Annotated in this window: 16 protein-coding genes; 12 read left to right on the top strand and 4 right to left on the bottom strand. The window is 30.5% G+C overall.

Annotation, left to right across the window (positions count from 1 at the left end; all coding sequences use genetic code 11):
• The first annotated feature begins 3 nt into the window (after positions 1-3).
• The 3 genes from V8G69_RS11105 to dnaN all read left to right on the top strand — a co-directional run bounded on the left by V8G69_RS11105 (position 4) and on the right by dnaN (position 3444).
• On the top strand, positions 4-495 hold the full coding sequence (locus V8G69_RS11105; RefSeq protein ID WP_394881998.1) for a hypothetical protein: 492 nt from the start codon (positions 4-6) through the stop codon (positions 493-495).
• The gene (gene gldG, locus V8G69_RS11100) at positions 482-2149 is read left to right on the top strand and encodes a gliding motility-associated ABC transporter substrate-binding protein GldG (RefSeq protein WP_394881997.1); all 1668 of its coding nucleotides are present in this window, start codon (positions 482-484) and stop codon (positions 2147-2149) included. The genes V8G69_RS11105 and gldG overlap by 14 nt, the downstream gene beginning before the upstream one ends.
• A 176-nt stretch (positions 2150-2325) precedes the next feature.
• Positions 2326-3444: a DNA polymerase III subunit beta gene (gene dnaN, locus V8G69_RS11095; RefSeq protein ID WP_394881996.1), complete on the top strand. Its 1119-nt coding sequence runs from the start codon at positions 2326-2328 to the stop codon at positions 3442-3444.
• Positions 3445-3549: 105 nt separating this feature from the next.
• Here dnaN and V8G69_RS11090 read toward each other — a convergent pair whose 3' ends face one another.
• A complete protein-coding gene (locus V8G69_RS11090) occupies positions 3550-3888 on the bottom strand; it encodes a DUF4870 domain-containing protein (RefSeq protein ID WP_394881995.1) in 339 nt (112 codons plus the stop codon).
• Positions 3889-4025: 137 nt separating this feature from the next.
• On the opposite strand from V8G69_RS11090, the gene V8G69_RS11085 reads away from it, so the two are divergent.
• The 4 genes from V8G69_RS11085 (at position 4026) to V8G69_RS11070 (ending at position 6533) form a co-directional block, all read left to right on the top strand.
• A complete protein-coding gene (locus V8G69_RS11085; RefSeq protein WP_394881993.1) occupies positions 4026-4163 on the top strand; it encodes a hypothetical protein in 138 nt (45 codons plus the stop codon).
• 222 nt (positions 4164-4385) lie between these two features.
• Entirely contained in the window at positions 4386-5423 is a 1038-nt protein-coding gene (locus V8G69_RS11080) for a c-type cytochrome (protein ID WP_394881991.1), read from the top strand.
• Between the two features lies 1 nt (position 5424).
• Positions 5425-6099, top strand: a complete 675-nt coding sequence (locus V8G69_RS11075; RefSeq protein WP_394881990.1) for a Tat (twin-arginine translocation) pathway signal sequence containing protein — start codon at positions 5425-5427, stop codon at positions 6097-6099.
• Positions 6100-6119: 20 nt separating this feature from the next.
• The gene (locus tag V8G69_RS11070) at positions 6120-6533 is read left to right on the top strand and encodes a DsrE family protein (protein ID WP_394881989.1); all 414 of its coding nucleotides are present in this window, start codon (positions 6120-6122) and stop codon (positions 6531-6533) included.
• Between the two features lie 70 nt (positions 6534-6603).
• Here V8G69_RS11070 and V8G69_RS11065 read toward each other — a convergent pair whose 3' ends face one another.
• A complete protein-coding gene (locus V8G69_RS11065) occupies positions 6604-7452 on the bottom strand; it encodes a universal stress protein (RefSeq protein ID WP_394881988.1) in 849 nt (282 codons plus the stop codon).
• A 183-nt stretch (positions 7453-7635) separates the two neighbouring features.
• Between V8G69_RS11065 and V8G69_RS11060 the strand changes: the two genes are divergently transcribed.
• Genes V8G69_RS11060 through V8G69_RS11045 form a run of 4 tightly spaced genes read left to right on the top strand, consistent with a single transcriptional unit; the run spans position 7636 to position 10892 of the window.
• Positions 7636-8400 carry a DUF3108 domain-containing protein gene (locus V8G69_RS11060; RefSeq protein WP_394881987.1) on the top strand — a complete coding sequence of 255 codons (765 nt, stop codon included), beginning with the start codon at positions 7636-7638 and terminating at the stop codon, positions 8398-8400.
• A 9-nt stretch (positions 8401-8409) separates the two neighbouring features.
• Positions 8410-8751 carry an FUSC family protein gene (locus V8G69_RS11055; RefSeq protein WP_394881986.1) on the top strand — a complete coding sequence of 114 codons (342 nt, stop codon included), beginning with the start codon at positions 8410-8412 and terminating at the stop codon, positions 8749-8751.
• A 55-nt stretch (positions 8752-8806) separates the two neighbouring features.
• Positions 8807-9853 (top strand): M28 family metallopeptidase, encoded by a 1047-nt coding sequence (locus V8G69_RS11050; protein WP_394881985.1) that lies wholly within the window; start codon positions 8807-8809, stop codon positions 9851-9853.
• Between the two features lie 22 nt (positions 9854-9875).
• Positions 9876-10892 (top strand): M28 family metallopeptidase, encoded by a 1017-nt coding sequence (locus tag V8G69_RS11045; protein WP_394881984.1) that lies wholly within the window; start codon positions 9876-9878, stop codon positions 10890-10892.
• A 63-nt stretch (positions 10893-10955) separates the two neighbouring features.
• On the opposite strand, the gene V8G69_RS11040 is transcribed toward V8G69_RS11045, so the two are convergent.
• Entirely contained in the window at positions 10956-11150 is a 195-nt protein-coding gene (locus tag V8G69_RS11040; protein ID WP_394881983.1) for a cold-shock protein, read from the bottom strand.
• A gap of 143 nt (positions 11151-11293) precedes the next feature.
• Between V8G69_RS11040 and V8G69_RS11035 the strand changes: the two genes are divergently transcribed.
• Positions 11294-11533 (top strand): DUF2007 domain-containing protein, encoded by a 240-nt coding sequence (locus V8G69_RS11035; protein WP_394881982.1) that lies wholly within the window; start codon positions 11294-11296, stop codon positions 11531-11533.
• Positions 11534-11563: 30 nt separating this feature from the next.
• On the opposite strand, the gene V8G69_RS11030 is transcribed toward V8G69_RS11035, so the two are convergent.
• The gene (locus V8G69_RS11030) at positions 11564-13183 is read right to left on the bottom strand and encodes an ABC-F family ATP-binding cassette domain-containing protein (protein ID WP_394881980.1); all 1620 of its coding nucleotides are present in this window, start codon (positions 13181-13183) and stop codon (positions 11564-11566) included.
• Positions 13184-13455 lie beyond the last annotated feature (272 nt).

The raw sequence follows: 13455 nt of genomic DNA, 5'->3' as shown, positions 1-13455 counted from the left end.
TATATGATTATAACTCCGGTTTTTATTATTCTGTTAGGTGTTGTTTTTATTTTAGTTTGGATGTTTTCCAACACTATCGATAAACGTAAGTGGGTTACATTTTTAACAAGTATCGTACTAACTCCAATAGTTTATTTTTATGTGTTTTATCCATTTATAAACATCTTTAGCAGCTATCACCATCAAAAATATTTTGATTCTGAAGATTGGAAAGCCAAACCTGCTTTGCGTTATGAAATGAGTGATGAAATGATTCGTGACAGTTTGTTTTTTGGAAAAAATAAAAATGAAGTTGAAAATATGTTGGGAAAAAGTGAATGGTATGGTTGGGACGATTCAATAAAAGCTAATTCACCAGAAAAATGGAACTATAATTTAGGTTTCAAACCAGGTGCTTTTAACATGATGCAAGAATGTATTGAGTTAGAATTTAAAAACAATGTTGTTTACAATACACATCAATATCAATTAGAAAAGACCTTTGAAGAGAAATAGTAAACATATCATCATTTTAATTGTTGTATTAATTGCAATTAACTACCTAAACAGTTTTGTTTTTAAACGATTTGATTTAACACATGATAAACGTTACACGTTAAGTGAAGCGTCTTTAGATGTCATTAAAGATGTAAATAGCCCTATTGTGATAGATGTTTTTTTAGAAGGAAATGATTTTCCATCAGAATTTAAACGTCTTCAAAGAGAAACAAAACAATTACTAGAAGAATTTTCAGCAAATAACAGCAATATCATCTTCCATTTTATAAATCCTTTAGAAGATGAAACCACACGCGAAAGAAATATTCAACAACTAAGTCAGCGTGGGTTAACACCAATGCAGTTAAGTGTTCAAGAAAACGGAAAAAGCACAAAAGAAGTTATTTTTCCTTGGGCATTGGCAAGTTATAATGATGAAACCGTCACCATTTCTTTAGTAAAAAACAAAATTGGCGCTTCGCAACAAGAATTAGTTACAAATTCTGTTCAGCATTTAGAATATGCATTTGCAGATGCTTTTAGCAAATTAACAAAACCTAAACGTCGAAAAATCGCTATTTTAAAAGGTAATGGCGAATTAGATGATAACTACATTTTTGATTTTGTTAAAAAACTTGGGGAATACTATTACATTGCCCCTTTTACCTTAGATAGTGTTGCAGTTAATGCCCAAAAATCTCTAAATGAGTTAAAGGCTTTTGATTTAATAATTTCTGCAAAACCTACAGAAACTTTTTCTGAAGAAGAAAAACTTGTGCTTGACCAATACACTATGAATGGTGGTAAAAGTTTGTGGCTTATTGACGAGGTAGCCATTGAAAAAGATAGCTTATATAACGAATCTGGTAAAACATATGCCGTAGCAAGGGATTTAAATTTAACCGATTTCTTTTTTAAATACGGTGTGCGCATTAATCCATTATTGATAAGCTCGCTTTACTCAGCTCCAATTACACTAGCTATAGGAGAAGGTAGTAATTCGCAATTTCAACATTTGCAATGGCCATATTCACCATTAGCATCAACCAATAGTACGCATCCTATTGTAAATAATTTGAATCTGGTAAAATTTGATTTTGCCAATCAAATGGACACGTTAAAAAACAATATTAAAAAAACAATTTTATTAGAAAGTGCACCGCTCACAAAAATTGAAGGTACACCACGTGAAATTAGTTTGGATATTGTTACAGAACAGCAAGACCCAACACTTTTCAATAAAGGAAATCAACCACTTGCAGTTTTATTGGAAGGTAAATTTACTTCTGTTTACAAAAACAGAATAAAGCCAATTAAACTTTCAGATGAAAAAGATGAAAGTATCCCAACAAAAATGATTGTAATATCAGATGGTGATGTTATAAAAAATGATGTGGTTAGAAATAAACCTCAAGAATTAGGATTTGATAGATGGACAGGACAAACCTATGGTAATAAAGAATTTTTGCTTAATGCTGTGAATTACTTATTGGATGATGACGGACTTATAAACATTCGCTCAAAAGAAATTGCTGTTGCCTTTTTGGATCAACAAAAAATTGCGAGCCAAAAAACGAGCTGGCAACTCTTTAATATATTGCTACCATTAGGGTTATTGGCTATATTTGGTTTCCTTTTCAATTATCTTAGAAAGAAAAAATACACAAGCTAAATGTTAATAAGTTTGTTTCCTATATTAGTCTGTATAGAATATATTTGTAAGTAGTATTTTAAAAAACCAAACATATTATTAACACATGAACCATTCATGATTTCAGACCTTTATTAAATTGAAATTTTAATCAAACGAATGCTACATTTATCAATTAAAAAAATATAAATAATCAAATGAAATTTATAGTATCTAGCACATATTTATTAAAACAATTACAAGTTTTAGGAGGAGTTATTAATAGTTCAAATACACTTCCTATTTTAGATAATTTTTTGTTTGAATTAGATAATTCTAAACTAACCGTTTCTGCAAGTGATTTAGAAACCACGATGGTTTCACTTCTTAATGTAGAAAGTAATAGCAAAGGTAGTATTGCACTTCCTGCACGTTTGTTACTTGATACTTTAAAAACATTTCCAGAACAACCATTAACTTTTAAAGTTGAAGATAATAACACCGTTGAAATAAGTTCTAACCACGGTAAATATGCATTAGCATATGCAAATGGAGATGAATTTCCAAAAGCTGTTGCGCTTGAAGATCCAAGTAAAACAATTGTTACCGGAGATGTTTTGGCTACAGCTATTAGCAAAACCATATTTGCTGCTGGAAATGATGACTTACGTCCGGTAATGAGCGGCGTGTTTTTTCAATTTTCTACTCAAGGTTTAACCTTTGTAGCTACTGATGCCCACAAACTAGTAAAATATACTCGTGAAGATGTGAAAGCAAGTCAGCAAGCAGAATTTATAATGCCTAAAAAACCTTTAAATCTTTTAAAAGGAATTTTGGCAGGAAGTGACGAAGAAGTTACTGTTGAGTATAACGATTCTAACGCAAAATTTACTTTTGAAAATTCGCAGTTAATTTGCCGATTGATTGATGGTAAATACCCTAATTATGAAGCAGTTATTCCTAAAGAAAATCCTAACAAATTAATGATTGACAGAAACCAATTTTTAAATTCTGTACGTCGTGTTAGTATTTTCTCAAATAAAACCACACATCAAATAAGATTAAAAATTGCAGGAGCAGAATTGAATATTTCTGCTGAAGATATAGATTACAGCAACAAAGCAGAAGAACGTTTAACTTGTGATTATCAAGGTGACGACATGCAAATCGGTTTTAACTCAAGATTTTTAACCGAAATGCTTAACAATTTAAATGCAGATGAAGTAAAATTAGAAATGAGTTTACCAAATCGCGCAGGTATTTTAACACCTATTGATGGTCTTGATGAAGGTGAATCTATCACCATGTTAGTTATGCCAGTAATGCTTAATAATTAAGAACCTACTTAACAAACTAAATAAATTATACGAAAAACGCTCACCAAATGGTGAGCGTTTTGTTTTATCTCAAACTAACTAATAAAATAAAGAGATTAAAATATTTTATTTTATAAAATGAATAGACATAGGATAGTCTGGTGTTTCACCATTACTGGCCTTTATAGCATTAATTACAGGAAAAATAATTGAAATAATTCCTAAAACAATAAACCCTAGAATTCCTAAGCCTAACAAAAGTATAAGTGGTATGCATATGATAGCATAAATAATTAAGCTCAATTGAAAATTCACAATGCTTTTGCCTTGTTCATCCATATTAAAAACCTTTTCCTTTTGGGTTGCCCAAAGAATTAAAGGAATTAATAAACCTCCAAAGCCTGTTAACAAACTAGCTAACTGACTTAAATGAGTTATTACTAATAATTGATTATCCTGTCTCATGATGGTAGTGTTTTTTGATTGATATATTAAATAAGACGATATAAGCAACAAAATGTTACAGCCTATTAATCAGTAAATTAATTTATTCTACACCTAAAGAAGCTTGTGATGCTGCATTTTTAGGTGGCCCAGTAGCAATGGCTTATGCTAGATTTGATGCACAAACAAAAGAAGAAGCTAAAAATGAATATTTAGAATCTATTAAACCCTTTAAAACAAAAAGTGGCTATGAAATACCTGGTGAATTTATAGTTTGTAGTGGTATAAAAGTTTAAAATCTAGTATGTTATAATTAATATCACGATTTTTTTTTTGTAACTTACGTCATCTTTTTACAAAACAGTATAATAATTATGCTATCAAGGCTAACAAATTGACTGTTAAACAGGGTTAAATGTTTCTGTCTGTAAATGAGTTCTAAATCTTAAATCAAACCAGTTAACATCTTAAATGTTATTTAAACTTTAATGCTTAAATAAAGTATTTGTTTTAAAATTATGAATAACCAACCAAATAGAATTTTCAGTAAGCTGAACTGGCAAATACTGGCTTGTTTTTGCCTTTTAATAATTATATCAGTCTTTACAACCTTAATGATTTGCGGAATAATCCCAATTAAAAAAGAAAAGGAAATCCCTAAAATCTCAAATGTTTTTTACAAGAATTACGATGCATCTACTTTGGATGAATCAGAAATAAACAAGGAAATAAAATATGGTTACGACCTTTTCAATACTACCCCAAAATACCTTGGTCCAAATAATGGAAATGAAAATATGGTATACCAAGGTAATAGATTAGCTTGCAAAAACTGTCACCTTAATTCTGGCACAAAGCCATATTCTGCACCCCTTATTGGCATTATCCAAAGATTCCCACAGTATAGAGGAAGAGAAAACAAAATTGGCACTATTGAAGATCGTATTAATGGATGCATGGAACGCAGTATGAATGGTAAAATGCTTCCAAAGGAAAGTAGAGAAATGAAAGCTTTGGTTAAATATTTAGAATGGTTGAGTAGATATGCACCTAAAGATGGGAAAATTGAAGGGCAAGGTTTTGTTAAAATCGATATTCCTAATAGAGCTGTTAATCTTGATAATGGTAAACGAGTTTTTATGACTACCTGCTCTGTTTGCCATATAACTAATGGAAAAGGATTAATATCTTCTGATGGTTACACTTATACATATCCTCCTTTATGGGGAAATGATTCCTATAATAATGGAGCTGGCATGGCACGAGTAATCACTGCGGCACAATTTATAAAAGCCAATATGCCTTTTGGAACTACTTACAACACACCCATATTATCAGATGAAGAAGCTTATGATGTGGCTGGATATATAAATCAACAAAACCGTCCAGAAAAATCTAATCTAGAAAAAGATTTTCCCGACTTAAAGAAAAAACCCGTTTCTACACCTTATCCTCCTTATGTAGATAATTTTTCAGTCGAACAACACAAACTAGGCCCTTTTCAACCAATTATCGAATTTTATAAACAAAAATATAATATCACTAAAACCAATTAATATGAAAACAATCAAAATCAACTCAAGAAGACAATTTTTAGGAGCCATGGCACTTGGTGCCACAGCAAGTACATTATCTGTACTAACAAGCCCTATTTATGCCAACGTGCCAATTTCAGACACAAAAAAATTGCATGAAGCCGATAAATGGTTTGATAAAGTAAAAGGATCGCACCGTATTGTTTATGATGGATCTACACCAAACCATGGGTTTCCAGTCATTTGGAACTGGGCATTTTATTTAACTAACAATGGCACAGGAACTTCAGACAAGGATATGACAGCCGTAACCGTTTTAAGACATGAAGCTCTTCCAATAGCTTTTGAAGATCGTCTTTGGGAAAAATATCCTTTAGGAGAAGTCTTTGGAATGAATGATAGTTCTGGTAATCCTTACAAACGTAATCCTTTTTACGAACCTCAAGATGGAGATTTTCCGTTACCAGGAATTGATGGCATAAAACGAATGCAAGAACGAGAAGCCATGTTTTGTGCTTGTGATTTAGCAACAAAAGTATATAGTAATGCAGTTGCAACAAAAATGAATTTAGATCCTAAGGAAGTCTATGAAGACTGGGTAGCAGGCATACTTCCTGGTATACAACTTGTACCTTCTGGTGTTTGGGCATTAGGTAGAGCACAAGAACACGGTTGTGGTTATATTTTTGCCGGATAATAATCTATAAACTAAAAATTATGAAAAATTATTTAAATATATTCATAGCAATTCTATTTACCTCAATAGTTTTTTCACAAGAAAAACCTGTAAAAATAGTGTTTGATGTTACCAGCAATAATACAGCTGTTCATAAATCGGCAATGAGACATGTAAAGGCCATGTCTGAGGCTTATCCTGAGTCTAAATTTGAAGTCGTTATGTATAGCGGTGCTATGGATATGGTTCTGAAAGGTAAATCATCTGTAGAAGAAGACATGGAAGCTTTAGCAAAAAAAGATAATGTGAAATTTGTTATTTGTGAAGGAACAATGAAACGTCACAACGTTGACGCTTCACAAATTATTCCTGGTGTAAAAAGCGTGCCTGATGGTATTATAGAAATTATTGAAAGACAGCAGGAAGGCTGGGGCTATATAAAAGAAGGCCAATAAATTTTAAAAAAAACAGAACCTGTTTCTTGCCAGCAAGAAACAGGTTCTGTTCATTATATAATTAGAATAGTTAACTTACATTTGAATTCTCCATAACTAAAAATGGAATATCAATATTAAAGGCCAAATCTTCTTCTGGATGTCTATTAAAAAGCCTTTCTAAAAAAGTGTGTTTTTCTCTCATCATTGCAATTAATTTGATGTTATTTGCATGTACATACTCTTCAAGAGTTCTATATAAATCCTTACTGTAAGAATCAATATTTTCATAAGTTACATCGCTAAAATATGTTTTTAAGAATAGTTTATTTCTCTTTTTTCTATCGCTACCCTCTTCAATATCACCAAAATGAAGCACATTTAATTTTGAATTATGAAGAGTTAACAACTTTTTAAGTGGTTTTAATTCTTCAACATTATGTAAAGTCACATTATTAGTTGTAAAAGCAACAGTATCTAAATCTTTAAACAAACATCCATCTGGAATTGCAAGTACAGGGGCTACACACCTCTGCATAACATGAACAGTATTACTACCAAAAATAACTTTTTCTAATCCAGTTGCTCCTTTAGTTCCCATAACTATTAAATCAATTTGTTTATTGATGGTCAACTGATTTATTGAATCAATAAAATTGTCATAATCCACTACTGAATGAAATGTATGCTTATCATTCTTGTATTTCGTTTCAATTTTAGTAATCAAATTTGCAAGTGATTTTTTAGAAACATCAATAATAGTTTGATAAATAGTAGCCGATGCCGACATTACCATCATGTCGTCAGTAATAAAAGAAGATGCCTTTTGAACATTAAGCAAATAAAAATCGCAATTGACATCTTTAAACAAGGCCATTGCATAATTAATAGCATTTTCAGAGTTCTTAGAGAAATCTGTTGGTAATAAAATCGATTTCATCTAGTTATAGTTTTAAAATTATCTTTAAATATAACTCTAGATAAGAACAAAAACTATGACTAAAGTCAGTTGAAACCTAAGAAATTTTTTGAATACTAAAAATTAGTATAATAATTTAAAGGATTGTATTTTCGGCACAATAAATGCTAATCTATACGTTATAAAATTTAAATTAATATTTTTATGAAGCACCTACTTATTACAGCCTTATTTATAATTTCTTTTACAATAAATGCCCAAAATAATGCCATTGCAACAGGCGAAAAATTGGTATATACTGCTTCATACAATATGTCTGGTATTCTTAATGATATAGCACAGGTAACTATGGAAACAAGCGAAGCAAAAACATCAAAAGCAACACTTTTAAGGCTTAAATGTACAGCAACAACTTATAGCAAATGGGATAATTTTTTTAAGATTGTTGATTTATATGAAAGTTATGTTAATCCAAAAAACCTAACCCCTTATTTATATAAGCGTGATATTAACGAAGGTGATTATTACAAATTCATGAAATATACCTTTGACCATAAAACTAATACCATAAAATCACAACAACGTAAGAAAAACAATAAAGAAGAAAACAAGAATTTCTCAATAAATGCGGGCACAAAAGACATAGTTTCTACTCTCTATAACATAAGACTTTTTGACTATAAAACCATGAATGTTGGAGCCAAAAAAAGTTTTACCATTGTTTTTGATAGAGAAGAAATAAAAGCTCAAATTACTTATCTTGGTAAAGAAACGATTTCTACTAGTATTGGAAAAAAAGAATGTTATAAATTATCGATAAGTTCGAGCGATAGTGTTTTGCAAGGAAAAAACAATAACCTTTTATGGCTTACTGCAGATGAAAACAAAATAATTGTTTATGGGAAATTCAAAATTCCTGTTGGCAATGGTGAATTAAAAATAAAATCAGCACAAGGACTTAAAAACTAAATATAAAATATGAAACGTTTATTTACTATTCTTGCCTTGACAGCCGCTATAATTTCCGTTATACTATCTGTCCTTCCTGTTTCAAATTTGGCCATTTTACCTGCAATAGCATCTTTAATATTTGGGTTAATTGCTTTCTATTTATCAAAAAAAACTGGAGAAGTAAAAAAAATAATTCAATTCACATTTTTGCTTACAATCATTTCTTTAGCCATTACTACTTATAAAGCGGTATTTACAAAAACAGAAGTAACCAACAATACAGAATTAAAAGAGAAAGAAACCGAATCAAAAGAAAATGCCATAGAAGATTTAGAAGAACTTGATTTAGATGATATTAGTTTAGACTAGCTAACGTTTTTAGTTTTTTTAGCTATATTTGATTTTTAAAAAAAAGCTTCAATTAATGAAAATTTTCTTTATAGCTTCGGCTTTTGCCTTAGTTGGGTCTTGTTCAACTACTAAATATACAACTAAAGTTCAAAACTTAAAAGACAGTATTAAATTAATTGACAGCTCGTTAGTTGTTAAGTATTCAAATTCTATTACTTCAAAAGAACTAAAAGAACACCTTTATACAATATCAGACGACAGTTTTGAAGGAAGAGCCACCGGAGAATTAGGTCAAAAAATGACTGCTGAATACCTTAAAAATTATTATACAAATCAAAATATAGAATCTCCTATAGGCAAAGAAAATTATTACCAAACAATACCCAAATCGTTTTTCCAGAAAGAAACAAAATCATCAGAAAATGTTTTAGCATATATAAAAGGCTCTGAGTTTCCTGAAGAAGTACTGATAATTTCGGCTCATTATGATCATTTAGGTATAACCAAAGATGGACAAATAAATAATGGCGCCGATGATAATGCCTCTGGAACTTCTGCGCTTCTAGAGATTGCTCAAGCTTTTAAAATAGCACAAAATGAAGGGTTTACCCCCAAAAGAAGTATTTTATTTCTGCATGTAACTGCAGAAGAAATTGGAAAATTAGGATCAGAATTCTACGCTAAAAACCCAGTTTTCCCTTTAGAAAACACTATTGCTGACTTAAATATTGATATGATTGGTCGTTTTGACGATAGTCACATTAATAATAAAAACTACATATATTTACTCGGAGCAGACAGATTAAGTAGTGAACTGCATTATCTGTCCGAAAAAGTTAATAAAACCTTTTCCAATTTAACTTTAGATTATAAGTATAATTCTGAAAATGATAGCAATAGATACTATGAACGTTCAGATCATTATAATTTTGCAATACATGATATTCCAGTAATTTTTTATTTTACTGGCGAACATGAAGACTACCATAAACCTACAGACACCAGAGATAAAATAGATTTTGAATTATTAGCAAAGCGTACAAAACTAATTTTTGCTACAGCTTGGGAATTAGCAAATCTTGATCATCGAATAAAGGTTGATCATGGAGTCATTTATTAAACCCCAACTTTAAATTTAAATAATGAAGAAAATACTAATATTATTAAGTTTTTTAAGTTTACAATTTTGTACTGCTCAAGACAATGCATTAATCTCAACTGAAAAAGATATTACAAAATATGTCAATTCAATAACTTCTGAAGAACTTAAAGAAGCGCTTTATGTTTATGCTTCTGATGAATTTGAAGGAAGAAGAACAGGTGAACCTGGTCAAAAAAAAGCAATTGAATTCATTAAAGAGCACTATGTAAATGACCATATTCTTTCTCCATTAGGAAACGATGATTATTTTCAGGAAATTCCAGAATCATTTTTTAAAGCTGGCATTAAGGCTTCAGAAAATGTTGTAGCATATATAAAAGGTACTGAAAAACCAGATGAAGTTCTTATTATTTCAGCCCATTTAGATCATATAGGAATTTCAAATGATGGACAAATAAACAATGGAGCTGATGATGATGGTTCTGGTACAGTAGCGATTTTAGAAATTGCTGAAGCTTTTAAAGAGGCTGCCAATGATGGGCATGGACCAAAACGTTCTATATTATTTCTTCATGTAACAGGTGAAGAATTAGGATTGTATGGCTCTCGCTATTACACAGACGTTGACCCTATTTTTCCACTTAAAAACACAATTGCCGACTTAAACATTGATATGATTGGCAGAATTGACCCTAAACATACAGAAAACCCAAATTATGTATATTTAATTGGTTCAGACAAACTAAGTACAGAGTTACATAATATTTCTGAAGCAGTTAACAAGAAATATTATGATATGGAATTAGATTATACTTATAATGATGATAATGATCCTAACAGGTTTTATTACAGATCGGATCATTATAATTTTGCAAAAAATAATATTCCTGTCATTTTCTATTTCAATGGCACTCATGCTGATTACCATAAACCATCAGATACACCAGATAAAATAAATTATGACATGTTAGAAAAAAGAGCACGATTAATTTTTACAACAGCTTGGGAGCTTGCCAATAGAGATAAACGAATAGTAGTTAATAAAGCAACTGACTAATTTCACCACAAAAAAAGCCTGCATAAATGCAAGCTTTGAAATCTTAAAAAAAATTAATAGCGCTTATTTTATAACTTTCACGTTAACTGCGTTTAATCCTTTTTTACCTTCTTTCAATTCAAATTCTACTTTGTTACCTTCTGTAATTTTGTCAATTAAACCAGACACGTGCACGAAATACTCATTTGAAGAACCACTTTCAATTATAAATCCAAATCCCTTAGATTCATTGAAGAACTTTACTGTACCGTTTTTCACTAGACTTTAAATATTATTAATAATAACAAATATAAAACTATTAACTTTTAATTAACAAATTTATTTTCAATCATTAAGAGTTATTATTATAAGCCGAATAACATTTAAAATTGTATCTTTATATATAACCTTAAATATAAATAATGATGGAATCAAACTATATAAAAATATTTACAGGTAGTTTTATTATTGTACAGCATATAACGGATAATCTTAAAGAAATAGGTATAAATTCTATTGTGAAAGATGATACCGAATCTGCAAGACTGGGTGGTTATGGCGGAGGTATTGTTCCTGGATTTCAAGAAATCTTTGTAAACAAAGACGAATTAGATAAAGCAATACCGATAGTTGAAGAAATTGTAGCCAACATTAAAGACTAATCAATTTTCTTTAACTAAAAATATTTAAGCTTAAACCGTATACATTTGTGCGCGCAATTCTTTTATTTTAGGATCTTGCATATACTCATCAAAAGTTGTGTATCTGTCAATAATTCCATTTGGAGTTAACTCAACAACTCTGTTTGCAACTGTTTGAGCAAACTCATGGTCATGGGTTGTAAACAAAATAGTGCCTTTAAAGTTTGTTAATGAGTTATTAAAAGCCGTAATACTTTCTAAGTCTAAATGGTTTGTCGGTTCATCAAGCATTAAAACATTGGCTCTTAACATCATCATTCTACTTAACATGCAACGCACTTTTTCTCCACCAGAAAGCACATTCGATTTTTTTAGTGCCTCTTCTCCACTAAAAATCATTTTACCTAAAAACCCACGAATATAAACTTCTTCTCGCTCTTCATCGGTTGTAGCCCATTGACGTAACCAATCAACCAATGTTAAACTATTATTGAAAAATTCGGCATTATCAAGAGGCAAATACGATTGTGTTGTAGTGATTCCCCATGAAAATTCTCCTGCATCAGCCTTTTCTTTATTATTTAATATTTGATAAAATGCTGTTGTAGCCCTTGAATCTTTTGAATAAACAACAACTTTATCTCCTTTAGCCAGGTTTAAATCAATGTTTTTAAATAATAATTCGCCATCAATTGACGCTTGCAAACCATGCACATTTAAAATTTGATCACCGGCTTCTCTATCTCTTTCAAATATAATCGCAGGATAACGACGACTTGTTGGTCTGATATCAGAGATGTTCAATTTATCAATCATCTTTTTTCGACTGGTTGCTTGTTTACTTTTAGCAACGTTTGCAGAAAATCGCCTAATAAATTCTTCTAATTCCTTTTTCTTTTCCTCAGCTTTTTTGTTTTGTTGTGAACGTTGACGGGCAGCTAACTGTGAAGATTCATACCAAAAGGTATAGTTACCAGAATAGTGATTAATTTTTCCAAAATCTATATCAGAAATATGCGTACAAACAGCATCTAAAAAGTGACGGTCATGCGAAACAACAATGACACAATTTTCGTAGTTTGCCAAAAAATTCTCTAACCAAGAAATGGTTTCGTAATCTAAGTCGTTGGTAGGCTCATCCATGATTAAAACATCTGGATTTCCAAATAAAGCTTGAGCTAATAATACTCTTACTTTTTGTTTCCCATCAAGATCTTTCATCAATGTATAATGAAATTCTTCTTTTATTTCTAAATTAGAAAGCATTGCTGCAGCATCACTATCTGCATTCCAACCATTCATTTCTTCAAACTGAACCTGAAGCTCCCCTATTTTATCAGCGTTTTCATCAGAATAGTCTGCATACAAAGCATCCATTTCTGTCTTTATTTTGAACAATGGCTTATTTCCCATTAAAACAGTTTCCAAAACGGTATGCTCATCATATAGGTTATGATTTTGCTCTAATACAGACATACGTTTACCTGCCTCTAAAGAAACCTGTCCCGAAGTTGGATCTTGCTTGCCAGAAATAATTTTTAAAAAGGTAGATTTTCCTGAACCATTTGCTCCAATAATACCATAACAATTTCCTTGATTAAAAGTAGTATTTACTTCATCAAATAAAATGCGTTTGCCAAATTGAACAGAAAGATTTGAAACTGATAACATAAATGTTGTTTTTTAAATTTTACTCAGATATTTATTTTCGCTGATTGTATCTTGACGAACTTACAACCATAAGATATACTACTAAACACACCTTTTTGTAAGTTTGCGCAAAAGTAGAAAAATCAAACCGTTAGACGAAACATCCGTCATTTATTTTTAAAAGTCTTTTATCTATAAAAAAAATAACTTTTATATGGCATAATATATTGAATATTAAAACTCTATAACTTAATATTAAATATTTAACAACGTATTAACAACACATCTTAATT

Origin of the sequence: Gaetbulibacter sp. M235, from assembly GCF_043876835.1 — a bacterium.
In the GTDB taxonomy this organism is placed as follows: domain Bacteria; phylum Bacteroidota; class Bacteroidia; order Flavobacteriales; family Flavobacteriaceae; genus Yeosuana.
This window is presented reverse-complemented; position numbering and strand designations above follow the sequence as displayed.

Bases quoted from the DNA above. Each gene is read 5' to 3' on its own strand.
- V8G69_RS11105 (WP_394881998.1), top strand. From the start codon at position 4: ATGATTATAACTCCGGTTTTTATTATTCTGTTAGGTGTTGTTTTTATT.
- dnaN (WP_394881996.1), top strand. From the start codon at position 2,326: ATGAAATTTATAGTATCTAGCACATATTTATTAAAACAATTACAAGTT.
- V8G69_RS11090 (WP_394881995.1), bottom strand. From the start codon at position 3,888: ATGAGACAGGATAATCAATTATTAGTAATAACTCATTTAAGTCAGTTA.
- V8G69_RS11085 (WP_394881993.1), top strand. From the start codon at position 4,026: ATGGCTTATGCTAGATTTGATGCACAAACAAAAGAAGAAGCTAAAAAT.
- V8G69_RS11080 (WP_394881991.1), top strand. From the start codon at position 4,386: ATGAATAACCAACCAAATAGAATTTTCAGTAAGCTGAACTGGCAAATA.
- V8G69_RS11075 (WP_394881990.1), top strand. From the start codon at position 5,425: ATGAAAACAATCAAAATCAACTCAAGAAGACAATTTTTAGGAGCCATG.
- V8G69_RS11070 (WP_394881989.1), top strand. From the start codon at position 6,120: ATGAAAAATTATTTAAATATATTCATAGCAATTCTATTTACCTCAATA.
- V8G69_RS11065 (WP_394881988.1), bottom strand. From the start codon at position 7,452: ATGAAATCGATTTTATTACCAACAGATTTCTCTAAGAACTCTGAAAAT.
- V8G69_RS11060 (WP_394881987.1), top strand. From the start codon at position 7,636: ATGAAGCACCTACTTATTACAGCCTTATTTATAATTTCTTTTACAATA.
- V8G69_RS11055 (WP_394881986.1), top strand. From the start codon at position 8,410: ATGAAACGTTTATTTACTATTCTTGCCTTGACAGCCGCTATAATTTCC.
- V8G69_RS11050 (WP_394881985.1), top strand. From the start codon at position 8,807: ATGAAAATTTTCTTTATAGCTTCGGCTTTTGCCTTAGTTGGGTCTTGT.
- V8G69_RS11045 (WP_394881984.1), top strand. From the start codon at position 9,876: ATGAAGAAAATACTAATATTATTAAGTTTTTTAAGTTTACAATTTTGT.
- V8G69_RS11035 (WP_394881982.1), top strand. From the start codon at position 11,294: ATGATGGAATCAAACTATATAAAAATATTTACAGGTAGTTTTATTATT.
- V8G69_RS11030 (WP_394881980.1), bottom strand. From the start codon at position 13,183: ATGTTATCAGTTTCAAATCTTTCTGTTCAATTTGGCAAACGCATTTTA.